This window comes from Streptomyces venezuelae (assembly GCF_008642295.1).
GTDB lineage: Bacteria > Actinomycetota > Actinomycetes > Streptomycetales > Streptomycetaceae > Streptomyces > Streptomyces venezuelae_C.
This window is the reverse complement of record NZ_CP029190.1, coordinates 364210-384828: the sequence shown is the minus strand read 5'-3', so window position 1 is coordinate 384828 and position 20619 is coordinate 364210. Positions and strand designations below refer to the sequence as shown.

Below are 20619 nucleotides of genomic sequence, written 5' to 3'. Positions count from 1 at the left end.
GCCGGACGGGGTCAGCCGGTGCAGGTGAGGGAGAAGGGCACCGGGTTGGAGGTGGTACGGACGGGGCTCTGGAGTTCCACGGCCATTCCGGTGGTCAGGGTGCCGGCCTGCGCCCAGGTCGTCAGGCGCACGGTGTCGTGCCCCGTCGGGTCGGCCTCGTCCCCGATCGACAGGGTGCGCCAGTGCGGGTCCACCACCGATCCGTTGCCGGACACCCAGCGGTAGGAGATCAGGGTCGGCTCCGGCGCGGTGAACGTCGCGGTGAACGCGGGCGCCCGCCCCTCGGGGATCGGACAGGTGCCGGTGTAGGTCGTGTTCGCGCCGGCCACCGACACCCGTACGCCCGGACCGGGGGCGGCGTCCTCGCCGTCGCGGGTGACGGCATAAACCACTGCGGCGGCGATCAGGACACAGGAGGCCGCACCGGCCGCGACGAGGGCCGTCCTACGGCGCCTGCGGGGCGGGGCGGGGTCCGCGGCGGGCGCGGTGTGCGTGGTCGACGTTCCGGGTGCGGCGGGTGCGGCGGGTGCGGCGGGGGTGGGCGTGGCCGGCGCCGCAGGCCGCGCGACCGCCGGCGCCGCCGTGGTGGCGGCTTCCGCGGGCCGCGGCAGGACGCCGGCGGCGGTCGTGGTGGCGTCCGGCCCGCCGGCGATGTCCCGCAGGGCCGCGGCCACTTGGGCGGCGGGGGTCCGCTCCGCGGGTTCCTTGCGGAGCAGCCCGGCGATGACCGGGGCGAGCGGGCCGGCCCGGGCCGGCTCCGGCGGTTCCTCGTCCACCACGGCCCGCAGCGTGCCCAGCGCGGTGTCCTGCCGGAACGGGGAGATCCCCTCCACGGCCGCGTACAGCATCACGCCGAGGGACCACAGGTCCGACTCGGGGACCGAAGGGCGGCCCAGAGCCCGCTCCGGCGGCAGGTACTCGGGGGAGCCGACCACCTCGCCGGCCAGGGTCAGGGCGGTGCCGCCCTCGACCATCGCGATACCGAAGTCGCCGAGCACCACCCGCCCGTCCTCGGCGAGCAGCACGTTCGCCGGCTTCACGTCCCGGTGCTCCACTCCGACGGCGTGCGCGGCGCGCAAGGCGCTCAGCACCTCGGCGCCGATGTGCGCGGCGTGCCGCGGGGTGAGCGGTCCACCGGCCGCCAGCAGACCGGCCAGCGACTGCCCGCGGACCAGCTCCATCACGATCCAGGGCCGGCCGTCCTCCATCACCACGTCGTGGACCGTGACCACATTGCGGTCGGGTATCCGGGCCGCCGCCCACGCCTCGCGCTCCAGCCGGCGGTACATCCGCGCGATGTCCTCGGCCCGCAGGCCGGCCGGGGCCCGTACCTCCTTGAGCGCGACCTCCCGGTGCAGGGTCTCGTCGCGCGCCCGCCACACGGTGCCCATACCGCCTTCGCCGAGCCGGGACAGCAGCCGGTAGCGGCCCGCGACCAGCTGCTCCCCACCCCCCGCCCCCGGTGCGGTCCCTGGCGCGGCCCCGGTGGTGCCCGCGAGCGCGGTCTCCGTCACGGTCTCGGATTCCTCGTTGTACATGGGGGCGGTTCTCCCTCTGATCGCCGGCCGACGCGCACATCACGTGCGGACCGGGCGCCCGGTTCAACAGTGCGCAAGAAATGCCGGGAAAAAGTTGAACCGAGCCGGTTCGTGGGGACGTGTTGTCTCGTACGGGCAGTTTTCAGCCGAGTCGTCATCAAGTCCTCATCAGGGAGTGTCGAGTGTCGTCGGTCATCGTGGGGCGCACCGGTCCCTTCACCGGGCAGAGCGTGGTTCTGGGCGACGAGCCCCTCAGCTTCGGGCGCAAGAGCGACAACGGCGTCGTCATCGTCAGCCCCAGTGCCTCCCGGCTGCACGCCGAGATCCTCGCGGAGGACGCCGGGTTCGTCCTCTACGACCGGGACAGCCGCAACGGCACCTACGTCAACGAGCAGCGCATCACCCGGCACGTGCTCCGCCCGAACGACTGCATACGCATCGGCGATGAAACCTTCCTCTACGAGGGGCAGGACGCCATGGAGACGGTGATGGACCTCTCCCTCCTGGACATCCCCCGACCGGCCACCGCGGACCCCGGCACGCTGCGGGTCACGGTCACCGGCGGCGGCCCGGTGGGCCTGGCCTTCGCCCTGGCCCTGGACGAGATGCTGCCCGGCCGGACCGCCGTCACCGTCTACGACGGGCGCTGGACCAGGAAGGGCGCCGCGGTCGTCTGGAAGGACGAGACCCAGGGCAACTTCCGCCGCCAGCAGGTGGTGACCGTCCAGAGCAGGCAGTACCTGGCCCTGTCCGAGGAAGTGCTCGGTGCGCTGTTCGACGACGCCGGCGCGTACTCCGAGATGTGGCCGGTCGGCCCGGACTCGGTCGACGGACGCCCGCCGCGCAACATCCGGATTGCCCACATCGAGGACCGGCTGCTCGCCCTGGCGAACCGGCGGCCGGCGATCCGCCTCGTCCCCCGCCGTTTCGACGTCGAGGAACAGCAGAACCGGATCACCCAGGAACACGTCCTGGTCATCAGCGAGGGCGGTCGCTCCCGCACCCGCGAGCACTACGCCGACCGCTTCGGCGCCGCCGACGCCTCGATCTACTCCCTCGACGGCGAGCACCTCCAGGACATCGTCCTGGGCCTGCGGGTCAAGTCGAAGCTGCCGGACCCGATGAGCGTGCTGCTCACCGTGTCCCAGAACCGGTTTCTGCTCAACTCGCTGCGCGGCGAGGGCTTCCTGAACATGCGGCTCACCCGGGAGGAGGCCAGGAACGTCATCGGTATCGACCCGGTCCGCCAGGTTTTCGAGGAGTGCATCGCCACCCGGCCCTGTCTGATGAGCCGCCAGGAAGAGGACAACGAGTTCGCCTGCCCCACCCACGGCACCCTCTTCCTGCCCGCCCTGCTGCGCAGTTCGCCGCTGTGGAAGGAGATCCGGCAGGGCCTGCGGCTGTTCGGGGTGGCGGAGGACGACCTGTCCGCGATCACCTCGTTCCGGCTGGACATGGTCCAGCGCCCGCGGTTCACCGCGCAGTTGCACCGGCCGACCGCGACCAGTCCCGGTACCTACGGCTTCCTGCTGGGCGATGCGGCCAACGCCATCCACTTCTGGCCCGGCCGCGGCCTCAACAGCGGCCTCGCCTCCGCCACTTCGCTGGCCCGCTCGCTCAGCCGCTCCTGGCAGGGCAGGCCGCTGCGGGACGCCGACTTCATCCGGCACGAGGCGGCGATGTCGATGCTCCAGTACCGGCACAAGAGCCGGGCGTGGAATGCCATGGTGACCACCGACGAGCAGGGTGTCACCCGCGCCATCAAGGACATCATCGCGCGCAGCGCCGAGGCCGGTGCGGGTGCCGGGTCCGCGGACGGGAGCGATCTGGACGCGCTGCTGGACCGGATGGTCGGGATCCGGGCCCGTCTGGGGTCCCGGCTGCCCGGGCTGCCCACGGACGCGGAGCTCCGCTCGCACCTGGCCCCGATCGCCCCCGCCACCCTCCGCACCCTGCGGGAGAGCGGCGCCTGGGACACCCTGATCGTCGGCGGTGAGGAGGCCGACATCGACCTCTTCTACCAGTCGGAATCCCCGGTGTTCGTCCCGCGCCCGGCCGATCCCCGGGTCCTCGCGCAGTCCCAGTAGGGGTGTCCGACGGCGGCCGAGGTCAGTCCGTACGCTCGCGCAGGCGGCGGCTGACCTCGCCCAGGCCGTCGGCGATCGCGGTGAGCTGTTCCGGGCTCAGGACGTCGATCAGCAGGTTCCGGACGGCCTCCACATGCCCGGGCGCGGCGTCCACCAGCTGTGCCCGCCCCGCCTCGGTGAGCACGGCGAAGACCCCCCGCACATCGGAGGGGCAGGTCCGCCGGCGTACCAGCCCGGCCTTCTCCAGCTGGGTCACCTGATAGCTGAGGCCGCTCTTGGTGTTGATCAGGGCATCGGCGAGTTCGGTCATGCGCAGCTCCCCGTCGGGTGCGGCGGACAGCCGGACGAGGATCTCGTACTGCGGGTGCGAGAGGCCGGAATCCACCCGGAGCTGCTGGTCCAGCCGCCTGTTCAGCAGGGCGGACGCCGCCAGGAAGCCCTTCCAGGCGCGCATCTCTTCCTCGTCCAGCCATCTCGTCTCAGCCATGGGCCCAGGATACGGCAGCTTGTTCAAATTCGAATCACGTCATAGGGTCACGGTAGTGGTTCGAATTTGAACATCGACTCCGGGAAGGAGTGCTGCCGCCATGACCGCACCTGTTGCCGGCCGGATGCCGGCGCTGTACCTCAGTCACGGCGCGCCCCCGCTGGCCGACGACCCGGTCTGGCCGGGCCAGCTGGCCGCCTGGTCCGCCGGGCTGCCCCGGCCCCGGGCGATCCTGGTGGTCTCCGCCCACTGGGAGGAGGCCCCGCTCGCCCTCGGCTCCACCGAGCGGGTGCCGCTGGTGTACGACTTCTGGGGCTTCCCCGAGCACTACTACCGGGTCCGGTACGAGGCCCCGGGCGCCCCGGAGCTCGCCCGGGCCGTCCGTGCCCTGCTGCGCGCGCCCGGCACCCCGGTCCAGGACATCCCGGACCGCGGACTGGACCACGGCGCCTATGTACCGCTGGTCGAGATGTTTCCCGCGGCGGACGTCCCGGTGCTCCAGATCTCCATGCCCACCCTGGATCCCCGCCGGCTGATGGACCTCGGCCGCAGGCTCGCCCCGCTGCGCGACGAAGGGGTCCTGATCGTCGGCAGCGGCTTCTTCACCCACAATCTCGCCGCCCTGCGGCACTCCGGTCCCGGGGTGCCCGCCTGGTCGGCCGAGTTCGACGCCTGGGGTCGCGAAGCCCTGGCGGCCGGCGATGTCGACGCCCTCCTCGACTTCGAGCACACCGCCCCGGCCAGCCGACTCGCACATCCGGCTACCGAGCATTTCGCCCCGCTTTTCGTCACTCTGGGCGCTGCTGATGCCACCGGAGACCTCGGCGCCCAGCGCACCCCGGTGGACGGTTTCTGGATGGGGCTGGCCAAGCGCTCGCTCCAGTTCGGCTGACCGTCCTCCGTTCCTGTCCCTCCCACAGAAAGCACCTTGACGACCATGACCTCGACCACGCTCCCGGGCACCGCCCGCACCTCGCCCGTCCTCACCCCCTACGACGTCGGCCTGCCGGTCCTGCGCGTCGTACTCGGCGCCATCATGGTGGTGCACGGCACCCAGAAGCTGTTCATGTGGTTCGACGGCGGCGGCATCAAGGGCACCGGCGGTTTCTTCTCCAAGGCGGGCTACCCGGCGGGCGAGGTCATGGCCACCATCGCCGGCCTGACCGAGACCCTGGGCGGCCTGGGGCTGATCCTCGGCCTGGTCACCCCGCTGGCCGCCGCCGGGATCGTCGGCGTCATGATCAACGCCATCTCGGTCAAGTGGGTGGGCTCCGTGATCGGGCAGGAGGGCATCGAGTTCGAGGCCCTGATCGTCGCCGCCGCCGCCACCCTCGCTCTCACCGGCCCGGGCCGGCTCGCCGTGGACCACTACCTGCCGGTGCTCCGCAACCACCGCCTGATCCACGGTGTGCTCGCCCTGGCGCTGGCCGTCGTCCTGGCCGTGATCGTCCTGCTGATCCGCGACTGACCTGGGGTCGCCAACGGGCTGGTACAGACAAAAGTTACCAATCGGTATCTATCGACTTACCTCACGGGCGGGGCTAGAACTCGTTTCTCTTCCGCCAAGAGTGAGGAAGGACACATGGATACCAACTCCCCCCGCAATCACGGATCCAATGGCATATCCCGCCGTGGATTCATCACTGGAACAGGTTCTATTCTCGGAGCCGTGGCCCTCGCCGGCCACGGCTCCGCCGCGTATGCGGGACCGGCGGTCATCCCCGCCGCCGGGCCTGCCATCGACAGCGGAGAGCACGTCCCGGCCCTGATCGTCGGCACCGGCTACGGCGGCTCGGTGGCCGCCCTCCGGCTCGCCCAGGCCGGCGTCGACGTCCACATGATCGAGATGGGCATGGCCTGGGACACCCCGGGCTCCGACGGCAAGATCTTCGCCAACACCACCAAGCCCGACTACCGCTCGTTCTGGCTGCGCACCCGGACCAAGCAGCCGCTGAGCAACTTCCTCGGCTTCCCGCTGGACAAGGACGTCCCGCGCTACACCGGCATCCTGGACGCCGAGGAGTTCGGCGGCATCACCGTCTACCAGGGCCGCGGGGTCGGCGGCGGCTCCCTGGTCAACGGAGGCATGGCCGTCACCCCCAAACGGGAGAACTTCGGTGCCGTGCTCCCCTCGGTGAACGCCGACGAGATGTACGGCACCTACTACCCGCGCGCCAACGCCGGACTCGGCGTCACCCCCGTCGACCAGGCCTGGTGGGAGTCCGCCCCCTGCTACCAGTACGCACGGGTAGGCCGCAAGCACGCCCAGCGCTCCGGGTTCCCCTTCGTCTTCGTGCCCAACGTGTACGACTGGGACCACATGAAGCGGGAGGAGGCCGGCACCGCTCCGAAGTCCGCCCTGGCGGGCGAGGTCATCTACGGCAACAACCACGGCAAGAAGCACATGCAGAAGACCTATCTCGCCCTGGCCAGGGCCACCGGCCGGGTCGCGATCTCCCCGCTGCACAAGGTCACCTCCGTCGCCCCCGCGGCGGCCGGCGGCTACACCGTGACCATCGAACAGATCGACACCACCGGCACCACCACCGCCGTCAAGACCGTCACCGCGGACCGGGTGTTCTTCGCGGCCGGCAGCGTCGGCACCAGCAAACTGCTCGTCCGGCTCAAGGCCACCGGCGTCCTGCCCGGGCTCAACAACGAGATCGGCAAGGGCTGGGGCGAGAACGGCAACGTCATGTGCGGCCGGGCCAACCACATGTGGGACCCGACCGGAAAACTCCAGTCCGCCATGCCCACCGCCGGCATCGACAACTGGGCCGCCGGCGGAGCCTTCGCCGAGGTCGCCCCGCTGCCCACCGGCATCGAGACGTACGCCTCGTTCTACCTGTCCATCACCAGGAACCCGCACCGCGCCGAGTTCACCTGGAACGCAGCGGCCGGCCGGGTCGAGCTGAACTGGCAGACCGCCTGGAAGCAGCCGTCCATCGACATGGCCAAGACCATCTTCGACAAGATCAACGCCAAGGAGGGCACGATCTACCGGACCGACCTGTTCGGCGCCTACAAGATCTGGGGCGATCACCTCACCTACCACCCGCTCGGCGGCGCCGTGCTCGACAAGGCCACCGACAACCACGGCCGCCTGCACGGCTACTCCGGCCTGTACGTGATCGACGGCGCGCTGATCCCCGGCAACGCCAGCGTCAACCCGTTCGTCACCATCACGGCCCTCGCCGAACGCAATATCGAGAAGATCATCGCCACCGACCTCTGACGGCGGCAGCGGGCCGGCCGGTGCGACCGGCCGGCCCCCCTCACCCGGTCAGCCCGTCGGCAGCACGCACACGCTGTCGAGGCCCAGCACATGGTTGAGCCGCCCGAACGCCAGCCACGAGCCGATGCTCATGCTCAGCTCCACGATCTCGACCTGGCTGTAGTGCGCGGTCATCCGGGCCCAGAACTCCTCGTCCAGACCGTGGTGATCGAGGGCGTACCGCTCCGCGTACTCGGCGGCCAGCCGGGTCCGGTCGTCGAAGGCCTCCGTGGTCCGCCACTCCGTGACCGCCTCGGCGAACTCCTCCTCGACCTTCACCCCGTCCCGCTCGGTCCGCCAGTCCAGACAGAACACACACCCGTTGATCTGCGCGATGCGCAGCCGGGCCGCCTCGAACTCGCGCAGCCCCAGGGTCGTATGGGCGTACACGGACAGCGAGAAGTTGGCGGCGGCCATCCCGATGCCCGGGACCAGGTCGCCCCACACGTACTCGATCGGGTGCTGCCCCTCGGGAACGTCGATCCGCATCATGCTTTCCTTCCGTGTGTGGAGGGCCTTTCGAGTTTTCCGACCGCAGGACGCAGGGGGACGTCCAGCGCGTCGTAGAGTCCCGGTTCCGCGTCCACCAGCCAGTCGATGGCACCCACCAGCCGGCCCACCGCGGTGGCGTTCCCGCCCGCCGACCGGTTCTCCCCCTCGTCGGTGGCCTCCACCGTGACCTCGATCCGCGGACGGCCCTCGATGATCACCCGGTGGGCCCCGGCACCGTCGGGCGGCACCGGCCAGTCCGGGGCGCAGGCGGGATGGATGCGGGTCACATGCTCGATGACGATGCGGGGTTCGCCCCCGACGATGCCCTGTACCTCGAACCGCACCGCGCCCTGGGTGCCGGCCTCGAACTCGCCCATCGTCCGGGTGGTCACCGTCGTCTCCAGCGGGCGCCGCTCGAGGGTCTCCCGGATGGCGTCGAGCTCGACCCCCAGGGCCCGGGCCATCAGCCGGATCTGACCGCCCCACACCATGGTGGGGACCGACTCGAGGAGCATCGGCGGCTGGTAGTCCATCGGCTGGCCCATGCCCACCAGGTAGCGGACCGAGTCGGGTTGCTCGTACGTCGAATAGTCGAAGATCTCCTGGCAGCGGATGGCGTCCACCCGGCTGCCGAGCCCGCTGATCAGCAGCGGCAGCACATCGTTGCCCCAGCCGGGATCCACCCCGGAGACGAACAGCGAGCCGCCGCCCTCCGCCACGGCGGCCAGCACCGGATCCCGGAACTCGGGCGGGGCGTTGCGCTGGTCGTAGAGCGGGTACAGGGCGGGGGTCACGACCACGGCCCCCGCCCGGACGGCCCGGGCGATGTCGGCGAGCGCCTCGTCCGGCCGGATGTCCCCGGAGGCGGCGTACACCACCGCCTGCGGACCGGCCTCCAGCACCGCGGCGATGTCGTCGGTCGCCGCCACCCCCAGTTCGTGGTCGAGCCCGCCGAGTTCGCCGGCATCGCGGCCGACCTTGGCGGGATTGTGGACGAGCACAGCGTTGAGTTTCAGCCTCGGGTGGGCCTCGACGGCACGTATGGCCGCACGTCCGACGTTGCCGGTACCCCAGACAACCGTGGAAATCATGCGGCGGAGGGTAGCGCGCACCCCTTGCGGTTCCCAGACCCGTGAACTCAGTCCGTCGTCCCGGCCGTGGGACCGGCTGCCGGACCGGCCGTCATCCCCGCCGTGACCAGGCCCACCACCCCCAACAGCCCCTCCCGTGCGAACGCCTCCCGCTGCCGGTCGGCGGCCGTCCCCTGCTCCAGCAGCTCCTCGGCAAGGCCGGTGACCTGCTCCCGGTCCCCGGCCTCCGCCAGGGCCTGCGCCACATGGGAGAGCAGCCCGCCCACCGCGGCCTCCGCCCGGACCAGCGTGCCGTGGTAGGGGCTGAGCAGCCCGCCGCTCAGCCCGTACCGGGCGGCGTGCCAGTTCGCCGCCTGGAGCAGCTCCGGCGGGCATTCCGGGACGGGCAGACCGGCCTCGGTCTCCCGCAGCGCCGTATCCACCAGCGCCCGCACCAGCCCGGCGAACCGGGCCGCGTCCTCGGCCCGCAGCTGTACGTCCATACAGCGCACCTCGATGGTCGGGTAGCGCTCGGACAGCCGGGCCTGCCAGTAGATCTGCCCGGTGTCCATGATGAGGTCACCCGATACGAGGTCCTGGATCCGGCGGTCGTGGTCCGCGAGCGAGGCGAACCGGGGCGGCGGGCCGCTGACCGCCCACCGCCCGAACACCACCGTGCGCCAGCTGGCGTAACCGCTGTCCGAGCCCGCCCAGAACGGCGAGTTGGCCGCCATCGCCACCAGGGTCGGCAGCCAGACCCGTACCCGGTTGAGGACCTCCACGGCCCGTTCCCGGTCGGGCACCCCCACATGGATGTGCATCCCGCAGATCAGCTGCTCCGCCACCAGCAGCTGGGCCTGTTCGGTCATGGCCCGGTAGCGCTCCGTCCGCGTCACCGGAATCGGGTCCTGTCCGTGTATCGGCGGCGTGCCGCAGCAGCCCGGCCGGCACCCGAAGTCACCGGCCGCCTCCGCGACCAGCCGCCGCATCCGGTTCAGATGCCCGGCCACCTCGTCCAGGGCGGTGCACACCGGGGTGGCCACCTCCAGCTGCGCCTGGAGGAGCTCGGTCTGCACCTCGCCCTCGCCCCACTCCGGCCGGCACCGCAGACCGGCTGCCGTCCTCACCTTCCCCGCCAGCGGGACAGGAAGCCCTGTCGCCGTATCGAGCAGCAGGAACTCTTCCTCGACACCGACCGTCATCACCCCTAGCCCCTACCCGCCCGGTGGCCGGATGAGGCTAGGGCAAACGGCTCACCGCCAGACCGCGACGGCGGCGACCGCGAGCAGCGCCAGGCCGGCCGCGGCGAGGAGCGACTTGACCCCGAGGGCCCACGAGAAGAAGCCCTGGGCCTTGCTGCCCTCCCAGTGGACGTTGCTCTCCTTCCTCCGGTCCACGTACGGGCTCAGGGCGTGCAGCGGGCGCAGAGCCAGCAGCGAGTCCTCGCCCAGCAGCGTGGTGACCACCAGCAGCGGCCGTGGTGTGCCGCCGGTCAGCCGGGCCCTGGCGGGGTCGAAGACGCCGGTCCGGGCCTGCTCGTCCACCTCCCGCAGGATCGTGGCGGCCCGGCTGCGGGTGTCGGCGGTGTCCCGGTCGACACGGATCAGGTCCGGGTCGATCCGGGAGGCCTGCGGCGGCTCGGCCGGCAGTCCCTCCCGGGCCTCCTGAAGCAGACCCGCCCAGCCTTCGGGGTCCACCGCGAAACCGGGGGTGCCGTCCGGCAGCCCGTACTCGACCGGTAGCGGGCCGGTCAGCCGACCCTCCAGGAACCGGTGGGCGACGGCCAGCAGATCCTCCGGCGGCACCCGCCCGGTGCCGGTGCCGAGGACCGAGGCGCGGATGGTCCGGCCCATGTGGTCGGTGGGGTCCTCAGCGGCCCGCCGGAAGCCGGTGATCAGCAGCAGCCAGACCGGCTCCGCCCATGTGCCCGCACCGCCGTCGGCGCAGTACAGCAGCAGCGAGGAGGCGGAGTCGTCGATCAGCTCGTACAAAGACCTGCCCCGGCAGCCCCGGGCCAGCAGCTCCGCCGCCGCCCGGGCATCCTGCCCGCCCGCCCCCGCCGGCTGCCAGCTGTAGTCCTGGTCCGGCAGGTAACCGCGTGTTTCCACGAACCAACTGCTCTCCGGCATCGCCGTCACCGCCCCAGCCGCGGATGGTCCTGGAGGACCCGGATGCCGGGCCGGCTGACCGTACCGGAGGCGAACGTGTTCACCGCGGCCCGCAGTGCGTCGTCGGTGCTGAACATCTCGTCGACGGTCTCGCGCCAGAACCCCCGCCGGTCCTGCCGGTAGACGTTGAGCACGAACCGCAGCACGTAGCGCAGCGGCTGATCGGTGTCGACCGGGGCGTACGGGGCCCCGGGCCGGCGGCTGCGGTAATGGAACTGGAGCCGGCCCTCCGCAGACTCGGTGATCGAGGAGAACACGATCGACCCGGTGGTCTGCACGGGCACCACCACACAGCCGACCCGGGACCGCACCTCCTGATGCGCCAGATGGTCCAGCAGCGGCTTGTAGCCCTCCCGGACCCGGTCCAGCAGATGGTGCGCCCCGGCTTCGGTGCCCACGTACTTCTCGCACTTCAGCGGCACGATGACCAGCAGGCGGTGCTGCTCGTTCCCCTGGAGCAGGGTTTTGATCTGCTCGTACATCAGGTGCGGCGCATTGATCCGGTCGTGGTACAGGCCGTCCTGTTCGAGCAGGGCCGCGGTGTCCACCGCCAGCAGGATCACCGGGCTGTTGGCCAGGGCCTGCTGGACCTGCTCGCCGACTCCGCCGCCGCCCCGCTCCCGCAGCAGTCCGCCCGCGTAGTCGGTGAACCGCAGGGTGAACCTGGGCTTCTTGCCCTTCTGGCCCACCGCGATCAGATACCGGTGCAGACCCGCGGCGGCGGTGCCGTCCACGCTGTCCCGCACCTGCACGGACCGGGACAGCGCCTTCAGCCGGGCCACCGCATCGGAGAGCTTCACCGCCGTGTCCCCGACCGGCGACAGCTCCAGGTCCGTCGCCCCGATGAGATCGGAGTACTGGGCGTACATGGAGGCCAGCAGCGAGGTCTTGCCGGCACCCGAGGGCCCCAGCATGCTCACTTCGATGGTGTACCGCTCGGGGGTGGTCATCGTGCGGCCTCCTCGGGCGCGTGCGGGGCCCGGGGGGCCGGTACATCGGCGGGCGCGCCGGGCGCGCCGGGCGCGGTGCCCGGCGGCGCCTCCAGCAGCGCCGCGACGGTCCCCACCGTCTCGGACCAGCGCCGCAGATGGGCGGCGTCCTCCGCCAGGGCGGCGAACCGGCCCGGCCAGATCTCCGCCCGCGCGTCCTGGTAGAAGACCAGCCACTCGTCGGCAGCCCCCGCCGCCGACACCACCCGGTCGTAGAACTCCTCGACGATCGCGAACACCGCGGCACTCGGCTCGGCCAGCGCCTTGTGGAGCTCGGCCCGGCAGGCGTACAGGGACTCGGAGTAGCAGACCTCCAGCATCTCCCGCACCTGCCCGGGCGTCGGCACCTGGCCCTCCGGGAAGCGCATGGCGGGGGTGTCGGCGTGCAGCCCGTCCAGACAGCCCCGCACCCGGTGCTGCAGCATGCCCCGGTAGGACAGCTGGAACCCGGCCAGCAGCCCCAGCGCGTAGCGGATCTCGCTCTCGCCCTGCTCCCGCACCTTGGGGATGCGGTCGGCGAGGGCGCGCAGGAACTCCGCGCCCTCGGCCGGACCGAGGGCCGCCAGCCCGCCCGGCCCCTTCAGGATCTCCGCGATCCGGTGCTGCATCCGCTCGGTACGGGTGTGCAGGGCGAGGTCGCACTCCAGGAAGCGGCGGGAGATCCGGGCCCGGGATTCGTTGAGGTACTTGCCGTACGCCACGCTCAGGCCGTCCTCGGCGTCGGCGCGTACCACGATCTGTTCCACCGACGGATGCCCGGGGTCGCTCTGCGCCGCGTCCAGGATGGCGTCCACGGCCTCGGCCAGCGAGGTGTCGGCGTACTCCCGTTCCTCGCGCAGCTCCCGGACGTACGCGGCCAGGGCGGTGGCCAGCCGGCCGGAGGCCTCCTTGAACAGGGTGGTGAACGGCAGGAACCAGACCTCGCTGGGCTGGGCCAGATCGGCGAGCCGGCCGGCCTGCGCGAGCAGCCGGGCGATCCGCTCGCGCAGTTCCGCGGCCTTCTCGGTCCGGGCCGCCAGGCGCTGGGCGTCCAGGCCGTCGAGATGGGTGAGGAGGTGCTCCAGCACCCGGTCCATCACGGCGGCCACCTCGGCCGGCTGCGAACAGTCGGCGATGTGCGCCTCCGCCACCTCGAACCGCGAGGCCGGCAGCCACTGGGTGAGCATCCGCTCCGCATTCGCGGAATTGTCGTTCTTCGGCCCGCTGCACCGGTTGACGATCAGGAAGGAGCACTGCTCCAGCCCTACGTCCGACAGGCCGTCCCGGACGTGGTCGTACAGGTCGTGGTCGTAGGTGCCGATGCCGTCGCCCAGTGCGTCCGGCCGGCGGACGAACACCACCACGTCGATCTCGTCCTTCAGCGCGGCCACGATCCGCTGGGCGTCCTGCAGGTTGGTGTCACCGATCCCGGGCAGGTCGATCAGCGCGAGCCCGGTCCAGTCCTGCTCCGTGAAATGCGTGGTGATCCGTACGTGGCGCACCGCGCGGAAGGAGTGCAGCGGGGTTTCGTCCTCGTCGGCCTGCGCCACGAAGGAGCGGATCCCGCCCGCCGGCACGGGATGCGGGGACGGGGTGCGCAGCAGCGACCGGTACGCGGGCAGCGCCTCGTGGAACCCGGCCAGGTGTGCGTACCGGCTGCCGTCCGCGGCGCTGTGGCCGGCGGGTTCGGCGGGCAGCGGGCCGGCGAACCGGTCGAGGGTGGCCGGGGGTGTGCCCAGGCCGAGTTCGGCGTAGTAGGGGGCGATCACCTCGTGCAGGAAGGAGCGTTCGCTGTGCAGGAACACCTGCGCCTGCGTGTCCACTCCGTCCTCGTGCCGGATCACACTGGTCACCCCGGTGCAGAAACTGCCGTCACCGGTCGGGATCTCCTGCTCGGTCAGGCCGGTCAGGCTCCGGATCATCCGGCTCTTGCCCTGCCGGGCCCGGCCGATCACCCCCACGTTCAGTGTCGGGCGGCGGAAGCGGGCCGCCACCGTTTCGATCTCCGCCGCCTCCAGCGGGAGTTGCTCCAGCAGCTCGCCCAGCTCCACGCCGAGGGCCGCCAGCCGGCCCTCCGCCTCGGCGGGTACCGCTCCCAGCAGCTCCAGGCGCAGCGAGTCCAGCAGGCGCAGGCCCGCCAGTACCTCCGTCACCCAGGTGCGGGCGACATCGAGTTGCCGGGCCTGCTGCTCACGACGTCGCCGGATCTCCCCGATCCTGGCCACACGGGACATGGCTCCCCCCTCTTCCCCTGACCCCTGCCGGGGTCCCCTCGGTCCCCGGCAGGTGCGAGCCACACCCGGCCGGGCGGTTACACACGATGGCAGCAATCACCGTTCCGTGTGGCCGGATTCGCGCGATTCGCGTCAGTGGTGCTCGGCGGCCCGCCAGACCGTGGTGATGTTGCAGAACTCCCGGATCCCGTGCCCCGACAGCTCCCGCCCGTAGCCGGAACGTTTGACCCCGCCGAAGGGCAGGGCCGGGTGGGAGGCCGTCATGCCGTTGATGAAGATCCCGCCCGCCTGCATGTCCCGCACGAAGCGTTCGACATCGCTGTCGTTCCTTGTCCAGACGTTCGAACTGAGGCCGAACGGCGTGTGGTTGGCGCGGTGCACCGCCTCGTCCAGGTCCGCCACCCGGTACAGCGTGGCCACCGGCCCGAAGGTCTCCTCCTGGTCGACCCGCATCGCCGGGGTGACATCGGAGAGGATGGTCGGCTCGTAGAACCAGCCCCGGTCGAAGCCGGCCGGGCGGCGGCCCCCGCACAGCACCCCGGCGCCGTGCCGTACCGCGTCGTCGACGAGCTCCTCCAGATCGGCCCGGCCCTTCTCGGTGGCCAGCGGACCCACGTCGGTGCCGTCCTCCATCGGGTCGCCCACCCGGAGCGCGGCCATGCCGGCCGTGAACCGCTCGGCGAACTCCTCGTACACGTCGGTGTGCACGATGAACCGCTTGGCCGCGATGCAGGACTGCCCGTTGTTCTGGACCCGGGCGGTCACCGCCGTCTGCGCGGCCCGCGCCAGGTCCGCCGACGGCATCACCACGAAGGGGTCGCTGCCGCCCAGCTCCAGCACGGTCTTCTTGACCTCGTCGCCGGCCACCGAGGCCACCGCCCGCCCGGCCGGCTCGCTGCCCGTCAGGGTGGCCGCGGCCACCCGGGGGTCCCGCAGGACCCGCTCGACCGCACCCGACTCGATCAGCAGGGTCTGGAAACAGCCGTGCGGGAAGCCCGCCCGGCGGAAGAGCTCGCCGAGGTAGAGCGCGGTCTGCGGCACGTTCGATGCGTGTTTGAGCAGGCCCACATTGCCGGCCATCAGTGCGGGCGCGGCGAAGCGCACCACCTGCCAGAGCGGGAAGTTCCACGGCATCACGGCCAGGACCACGCCGAGCGGCCGGTAGTGGGCCCGGACGGCCGAGGCCCCGGAGTCGCGGACATCGGCCTCGGCGGGCTGTTCGTCGCCGAGCAGTTCCTCGGCGTGGGCGGCGTACCAGCGCATGGCCTTCACGCATTTGGCGGCCTCGGCGCGGGCGGCCCCCAGCGGCTTGCCCATCTCCGTGGTCATGGTCCGGGCGACGTCCTCCGACTCCTCCTCCAGGAGGGCGGCGGCCCGCATCAGCAGGGCGGCCCGGTCGGCGAAGGAGGTGGTCCGGTAGGCGGCGAAGGCGGCCTCGGCATCGGCCAGGCACTGCTCGATGCCGTCGGGGCCGAGGGCGTCGAAGGTGCGCACGGTCTGGCCGGTCGTGGGATTCACTGTGGCGATGGGCATGCCTCGACCGTGCCGTCTGGTCTCCGGCACCGCAACGCGGACGGCGCCCCGGTGGCCGGAGCCGCAGCCCCGGGACACCATGGGGATGTGGCGCACAACGATGCAGCCGACGTCCTGGTGGCCGGGGCCGGCCCGGTCGGCCTGACCGCAGCCGCGGAACTGCGGCGGCGGGGAGTGAGCTGCCGCATCGTCGACCGGCTCCCGGCCCGGCTGATGTACGCCAAGGCGGTCGGCATCCAGCCGCGCACCCTGGAGATCTGGGACCGGATGGGCCTGGTCCGGCCGGCCCTGGAGGCGGCCGTCCTGATGCGCGGCCAACTGGTGTACGTCAACGGGACCGAGGTGGCCCGCATCGACCTGGCCCTGCCGCCGGAGGTGCCCTACCACTTCGCGGCCCTGCCCCAGTACGAGACCGAACGCCTGCTGGAGGAGTACCTGGCCCGGTTCGGCACCCGCATCGAGCGCGGCACCGAGCTGCTGTCCTTCACCCAGGACGCCGACGGGGTGACGGCCCGCCTCGGTACGCCGGGCGGCGGGCAGGAGGAGGTCCGCACCCGGTACCTGGTGGGCTGCGACGGCGCGCACAGCACCGTCCGCAAGACCCTGGGGCTCGCCTTCGAGGGTGGCGCCTTCCCCGAGGAGTACATGCTGGCCGACGTCGAGGTCGACTGGGACCTGCCGGCGGGGTACGGGGTGCGGGCCATGCACCGCAACGCCGACGGCGCGATGGACGACCTGCTGGTGTGCATCCCGCTGCCCGGCCGGGGAAGGTACCGGATGTCGATGCTGGTCCCGCCCGAGCTGTCGGCCGCCGACGGCGCCGGGGACGAGATCGCGCACGGCATCGAGGGCGGCCGGGGCCCCGAACTGCACCACGTACAGGCCGTCCTGGACCGGCTCGCGCCCCGCCCGGGCACCGCCTCGGCCCTCCGCTGGTCCTCGGTGTTCCGGATCAGCCACCGGCTGGTGGACCGCTACGGGGACGGCCGGGTCTTCGTCGCCGGGGACGCGGCGCACATCCATCCGCCCACCGGGGCGCAGGGGATGAACACCGGGATCCAGGACGCGGTCAACCTGGCCTGGAAGCTGGCCCTCGCCGTCGAGGACGCGGCCGGACCGGGCCTGCTGGCCAGCTACGACGCCGAGCGGCGGCCGGTGGGCGAGGAGGTCGTCGGCCGGACGGTCCGGCATGCCGCCGAGGGCGTCCAGGCCGATCCGGAGGACCCGCAGACCCTGATGCTGCGGGAGGCGCAGTTGCTGGTCGGCTACCCCGGCAGCCCGATCGTCACCCCCGCGGATCCGGCGGACGACGCAGCCGGGCCCCGGCCTGGCGAGCGTGCCCCGGACTGCGGCGGCCTGACCGGGGACATCACGGCCTATCCGCTGCGGCTGTTCGACCTGCTCCGGGGCCGCGACCATGTGCTGCTGCTGTACCGGGACGGCCGCCACCACCACGGTGACGGTGCCCACGACCTCAAGGAACTCGCGGCGCTGGCCCACGAGTTCTCCGGTGGCCGGATGGAGTCCTGCGTGCTGCTGGCCGACGGCCCGGCGCCCCCGCCCGGCCTGGCGCTGCCGGCCTACCGGGACAGCCGGGGCGAGTTCGCCCGGCTGTACGGAGTACGGAGCACGACGGCGTTCGTCGTACGGCCGGACGGCCATCTCGGGGCCCGCCTCCGGCCGCCGGCCGGGCCCGCCCTGGCCGGGCACCTGGCGGAGATCTTCCGCCGCTGACCCTACTGTCGAGTACGGCAGATGCAAGTTTTTCACGCGTATTCCGCCATGGATGCGGCTCAGATGTGATCGCGCGCCCCGTGCTGCCCAGCCACGCCCCCAGGCATGTCCTCAGCCATGCCCGCAGCCGAATCCAACAGGGAGAGTCCGTTGCAGACTCCGACGAAGACCAGGGCCAAGATCCTGGTCGTGGCCGCCGTGCTCGCCGTCGCAGCACCCGGTATCGCCTACGCCAACACGGTGGGCGTCACCGTGAAGACCCCCGGCGCCACCGCCGGCCCGGTCTCCGCCTTCTCCGAGATCTCCACCCACGCGGACTGCAGTTCCGGGCTGATCTCCGGCGGCGGCATCAACCAGACCATCGGCACCGGAAGTTCCTCCAACGGCAACAAGGTCAACGGCACCGCGCCCAGCCCCGACGGCAGCACCGAGTACACCGGCTCCACCGGAGTGGTCGGAACCGACGTCACACACTGGCTGGGCATCGGCGGCAGCGGAGGCGCCGTCAACGGCTCCTTCTCCAGCACCCCGTACGCCATGTGCTTCACCAGCAGTCTCATCAACCACACCCAAGTGGTGATGAACAAGATCGCCGGGCCGGCCACCAGCGGTACCGTCGGCCTGGTCGTCGCCACCTGCCCGGCCAACACCCGCCTGATCGGCGGCGGCGCCCGCATCACCCCGGCCAGCGTCGGCAGCCTCAAGCCGATCGCCAGCTACCCCACCTTCAACGACTCCGCCCACAACTACGGGCAGAAGGCCGCCGGGAACGGCGCGACCAACCCCGACTCCTGGGCCGCCGTCGGCTGGAACGGAGGCGGCGGCAACAGCAACAACACCACGTACGCGTACGCCATCTGCAGCGGCAACGGCATCGACGTGAGCGGCAGCACGGTGACCGTCCGCTTCAGCGAGGTGAGCGGACCGACCGCGGCGACCTCCGGCCAGACCGCGACGGTCGGCTGCGGCGAAGGGGACGGAAAGCTGGTCAGCGGCGGCGCCGCGATCAGCGGCGGCAGCGTCACCACCACCGACTTCACCGGCCCGGGCTCGGTCGGCGACCACCTCAACGGCAGCTTCCCGAGCGACTCCGGCGGTACGCCGGTCTCCGACGGAGCCACCACGGCGGCCTACTGGACGGCGTCCACCCACACCGGCGGCGGCAGCTCGCCGAACACCTACACCGACGTGTGGGCGCTGTGTGCGGACGACGGCGAATGAGGCCGGCCGCGCGGGTCCGGCATCTGGCCGGGGCGGCCGTCCTGCTGGCCGCCGTACTGACCCCGTTGACCGCGAGCGCGACGGAACCGGCCGGACCGCCCGCACCCCCGCCCGCCACGCTCCCGTCGCCCTGCGGTACCGGCGGTACCTTCACCGCCTCCCCGCCCACCTGTACGTACACCGGAACGGGATCGGACATTTTCACGGCCCCCGCCGGGGTCGGCTCCGTCGCCATCGCCCTGTACGGGGCCGAGGGCGGCAGCGCGGCCGGATACGTCACCCCCAACCCGCCGAACGAGGGCGCGCCCGGCGGTCTCGGTGGCGAAACCCGCGCCACCCTGGCCGTCAGCCCCGGGCAGACCCTCCGGATCACCGTGGGGGCCGCCGGCATCCCGGGCAGCTCCCGGCGCGGCGAGTACGCCCGGCCCGGCGGCCACGGCCATGGAGCCGGCGGCGGCGGAGCCCACGGCGGCGGCGGTTCCGGCGGCGGCGCCTCCGACGTCCGGACCGGCGCCTTCGGCCCGGCCGACCGCGTCCTGGTGGCCGGCGGCGGAGGGGGAGCGGGCAACGGCGGCCCGCTGCTCCGCGGCGGCCACGGCGGCGGCCTCGCGGGTGAACCCGGCGGCCAGGGCGGCGGACCCGAGGGTTCCGGCGTCGCGGGCGGCGGTGGCACCCAGGACCGGCCCGGCTCCGGCAGCCCCAACTCCCGCCTGGGCGGCCCCGGCATCGCAGGCAGCGACATCGACCCCAACACCGGCCTGCCCAACCCGGGCAGCGGCGGCCCCGGCGGCAACGGCAGCCGGGGCGGCAACGGCGGGGGCGGCGGTGGCGGTGGCTGGTTCGGCGGGGGCGGCGGCTCCGGCGGCGGCAACCCGGACAACCTGCCGGGAGCGGGCGGTGGCGGCGGCAGCGGCTACGCAGCCCCCACCGCGACCGGGGTCTCGCTGCGCCCCGGCGTCAACCCCGGCAACGGGCGGGCGGTGGTGACCTTCCGGTACGGCAGCTCGGTACGGGTCGTCCCGGACACCGTAGCCCCGCTGTTCGGACACCCCGTCACCTTCACGGCCACCGTGGACCCGGGGAACCCGGGCGCCGGAACCCCGACCGGCACCGTCGAGTTCCGGGACGGGCCGGTGCTGCTCGCCGAGGTGCCCCTGGAGGACGGCCGGGCCCGGTTCCGTACCGGTGCGCTCCGGCCCGGCTCCCATGCGATCACGGCCCGCTTCGGCGGTGACCCGGCCTTCGAGCCCGCCGCCACCGCCGAACCCGCCGGGGTGACCGTCGGGTTCAGCCGGCCGTGCCTGACCGGGCCGCAGGCGGGGTCGCTCACCGTGGCCGCCGGCGAGTCGCTCTGCCTGGCCGCCGGAGCCACCTGGACCGGCCCGGTCCGGGTGAAGCCCGGTGGCGCCCTGGCCGTATCGCAGGCCCGGATCACCGGCCCGGTGTCCGCCGACGGCGCACTCGCCCTGCGCTTCTGCGGCTCGGCCGTCACCGGCCCGGTCGGTGTGCAGCGGACCGGCGGCCCGGTCCGGATCGGAGCAGGTGCGGACACGCCGGAGGGCTGCGCGGGCAACACCCTCACCGGTCCGGTGACCCTGGAGGGGAACACGGGCGGCGTGGAGCTGGTGGCCGGCCGGATCACCGGCCCGCTGCGCTGCGAGGCCAATGTGCCGGCTCCGCAGCTGTCCGGCACCACGGTGACCGGACCCCGCTCCGGCCAGTGCCGGGGCTGAGGCGGGCCTGAGGCGGCGGTGACCTGGTCCGGTGGGCCTGGACGGGGCATTCCGTCCAGGCCCACCGGCACGTCCGGGTC

At 72.5% G+C, this 20619-nt stretch carries 16 protein-coding genes; 7 read left to right on the top strand and 9 right to left on the bottom strand.

What is annotated here, in order from left to right; genetic code table 11:
* Positions 1-11: 11 nt before the first annotated feature.
* Positions 12-1538, bottom strand: coding sequence for a serine/threonine-protein kinase (locus DEJ50_RS01890; RefSeq protein WP_150205666.1), 1527 nt, complete (start codon positions 1536-1538; stop codon positions 12-14).
* A gap of 182 nt (positions 1539-1720) precedes the next feature.
* Here DEJ50_RS01890 and DEJ50_RS01885 point away from each other — a divergent pair, with 182 nt between their 5' ends.
* A complete protein-coding gene (locus DEJ50_RS01885; RefSeq protein ID WP_150205665.1) occupies positions 1721-3625 on the top strand; it encodes an FHA domain-containing protein in 1905 nt (634 codons plus the stop codon).
* A gap of 22 nt (positions 3626-3647) precedes the next feature.
* Here the strand turns inward: DEJ50_RS01885 and DEJ50_RS01880 are convergent, their stop codons facing one another.
* Positions 3648-4112, bottom strand: coding sequence for a MarR family winged helix-turn-helix transcriptional regulator (locus tag DEJ50_RS01880; RefSeq protein WP_150205664.1), 465 nt, complete (start codon positions 4110-4112; stop codon positions 3648-3650).
* Between the two features lie 100 nt (positions 4113-4212).
* Here DEJ50_RS01880 and DEJ50_RS01875 point away from each other — a divergent pair, with 100 nt between their 5' ends.
* From DEJ50_RS01875 to DEJ50_RS01865, 3 genes are all read left to right on the top strand, one after another.
* The gene (locus DEJ50_RS01875; protein WP_150205663.1) at positions 4213-5004 is read left to right on the top strand and encodes a dioxygenase; all 792 of its coding nucleotides are present in this window, start codon (positions 4213-4215) and stop codon (positions 5002-5004) included.
* A 45-nt stretch (positions 5005-5049) separates the two neighbouring features.
* A complete protein-coding gene (locus tag DEJ50_RS01870; RefSeq protein ID WP_150205662.1) occupies positions 5050-5580 on the top strand; it encodes a DoxX family protein in 531 nt (176 codons plus the stop codon).
* Between the two features lie 114 nt (positions 5581-5694).
* Complete coding sequence (locus DEJ50_RS01865; protein ID WP_150205661.1) at positions 5695-7347, top strand: GMC oxidoreductase; 1653 nt, start codon at positions 5695-5697, stop codon at positions 7345-7347.
* Positions 7348-7395: 48 nt separating this feature from the next.
* Here DEJ50_RS01865 and DEJ50_RS01860 read toward each other — a convergent pair whose 3' ends face one another.
* The 7 genes from DEJ50_RS01860 to DEJ50_RS01830 form a co-directional block, all read right to left on the bottom strand.
* Positions 7396-7875 carry a carboxymuconolactone decarboxylase family protein gene (locus DEJ50_RS01860; RefSeq protein WP_150211824.1) on the bottom strand — a complete coding sequence of 160 codons (480 nt, stop codon included), beginning with the start codon at positions 7873-7875 and terminating at the stop codon, positions 7396-7398.
* Positions 7875-8969 (bottom strand): dihydrodipicolinate reductase, encoded by a 1095-nt coding sequence (locus DEJ50_RS01855; RefSeq protein WP_150205660.1) that lies wholly within the window; start codon positions 8967-8969, stop codon positions 7875-7877. Before DEJ50_RS01855 ends, DEJ50_RS01860 begins: the two co-directional genes overlap by 1 nt.
* 47 nt (positions 8970-9016) lie before the next feature.
* Positions 9017-10153, bottom strand: a complete 1137-nt coding sequence (locus DEJ50_RS01850; RefSeq protein WP_150205659.1) for a glutamate--cysteine ligase — start codon at positions 10151-10153, stop codon at positions 9017-9019.
* A 48-nt stretch (positions 10154-10201) separates the two neighbouring features.
* A complete protein-coding gene (locus tag DEJ50_RS01845) occupies positions 10202-11077 on the bottom strand; it encodes a hypothetical protein (protein ID WP_150205658.1) in 876 nt (291 codons plus the stop codon).
* A 5-nt stretch (positions 11078-11082) separates the two neighbouring features.
* The gene (locus DEJ50_RS01840) at positions 11083-12066 is read right to left on the bottom strand and encodes a TRAFAC clade GTPase domain-containing protein (RefSeq protein ID WP_150205657.1); all 984 of its coding nucleotides are present in this window, start codon (positions 12064-12066) and stop codon (positions 11083-11085) included.
* Entirely contained in the window at positions 12063-14318 is a 2256-nt protein-coding gene (locus DEJ50_RS01835) for a hypothetical protein (protein ID WP_150205656.1), read from the bottom strand. Before DEJ50_RS01835 ends, DEJ50_RS01840 begins: the two co-directional genes overlap by 4 nt.
* A 132-nt stretch (positions 14319-14450) precedes the next feature.
* On the bottom strand, positions 14451-15851 hold the full coding sequence (locus tag DEJ50_RS01830; protein ID WP_150205655.1) for an NADP-dependent succinic semialdehyde dehydrogenase: 1401 nt from the start codon (positions 15849-15851) through the stop codon (positions 14451-14453).
* 87 nt (positions 15852-15938) lie between these two features.
* On the opposite strand from DEJ50_RS01830, the gene DEJ50_RS01825 reads away from it, so the two are divergent.
* From DEJ50_RS01825 to DEJ50_RS01815, 3 genes are all read left to right on the top strand, one after another.
* Positions 15939-17585 (top strand): FAD-dependent monooxygenase, encoded by a 1647-nt coding sequence (locus DEJ50_RS01825; protein WP_150205654.1) that lies wholly within the window; start codon positions 15939-15941, stop codon positions 17583-17585.
* A 150-nt stretch (positions 17586-17735) separates the two neighbouring features.
* Positions 17736-18806: a hypothetical protein gene (locus DEJ50_RS01820; RefSeq protein ID WP_150205653.1), complete on the top strand. Its 1071-nt coding sequence runs from the start codon at positions 17736-17738 to the stop codon at positions 18804-18806.
* A complete protein-coding gene (locus DEJ50_RS01815) occupies positions 18803-20539 on the top strand; it encodes an Ig-like domain-containing protein (protein ID WP_150205652.1) in 1737 nt (578 codons plus the stop codon). The genes DEJ50_RS01820 and DEJ50_RS01815 overlap by 4 nt, the downstream gene beginning before the upstream one ends.
* Positions 20540-20619 lie beyond the last annotated feature (80 nt).

Excerpts from the sequence above, each read along its gene's own strand:
- DEJ50_RS01860 (WP_150211824.1), bottom strand. The coding sequence starts at position 7,875 with ATGCGGATCGACGTTCCCGAGGGGCAGCACCCGATCGAGTACGTGTGG.
- DEJ50_RS01875 (WP_150205663.1), top strand. The coding sequence starts at position 4,213 with ATGACCGCACCTGTTGCCGGCCGGATGCCGGCGCTGTACCTCAGTCAC.
- DEJ50_RS01865 (WP_150205661.1), top strand. The coding sequence starts at position 5,695 with ATGGATACCAACTCCCCCCGCAATCACGGATCCAATGGCATATCCCGC.
- DEJ50_RS01815 (WP_150205652.1), top strand. The coding sequence starts at position 18,803 with ATGAGGCCGGCCGCGCGGGTCCGGCATCTGGCCGGGGCGGCCGTCCTG.
- DEJ50_RS01880 (WP_150205664.1), bottom strand. The coding sequence starts at position 4,112 with ATGGCTGAGACGAGATGGCTGGACGAGGAAGAGATGCGCGCCTGGAAG.
- DEJ50_RS01840 (WP_150205657.1), bottom strand. The coding sequence starts at position 12,066 with ATGACCACCCCCGAGCGGTACACCATCGAAGTGAGCATGCTGGGGCCC.
- DEJ50_RS01890 (WP_150205666.1), bottom strand. The coding sequence starts at position 1,538 with ATGTACAACGAGGAATCCGAGACCGTGACGGAGACCGCGCTCGCGGGC.
- DEJ50_RS01835 (WP_150205656.1), bottom strand. The coding sequence starts at position 14,318 with ATGTCCCGTGTGGCCAGGATCGGGGAGATCCGGCGACGTCGTGAGCAG.
- DEJ50_RS01855 (WP_150205660.1), bottom strand. The coding sequence starts at position 8,969 with ATGATTTCCACGGTTGTCTGGGGTACCGGCAACGTCGGACGTGCGGCC.
- DEJ50_RS01845 (WP_150205658.1), bottom strand. The coding sequence starts at position 11,077 with ATGCCGGAGAGCAGTTGGTTCGTGGAAACACGCGGTTACCTGCCGGAC.
- DEJ50_RS01830 (WP_150205655.1), bottom strand. The coding sequence starts at position 15,851 with ATGCCCATCGCCACAGTGAATCCCACGACCGGCCAGACCGTGCGCACC.
- DEJ50_RS01870 (WP_150205662.1), top strand. The coding sequence starts at position 5,050 with ATGACCTCGACCACGCTCCCGGGCACCGCCCGCACCTCGCCCGTCCTC.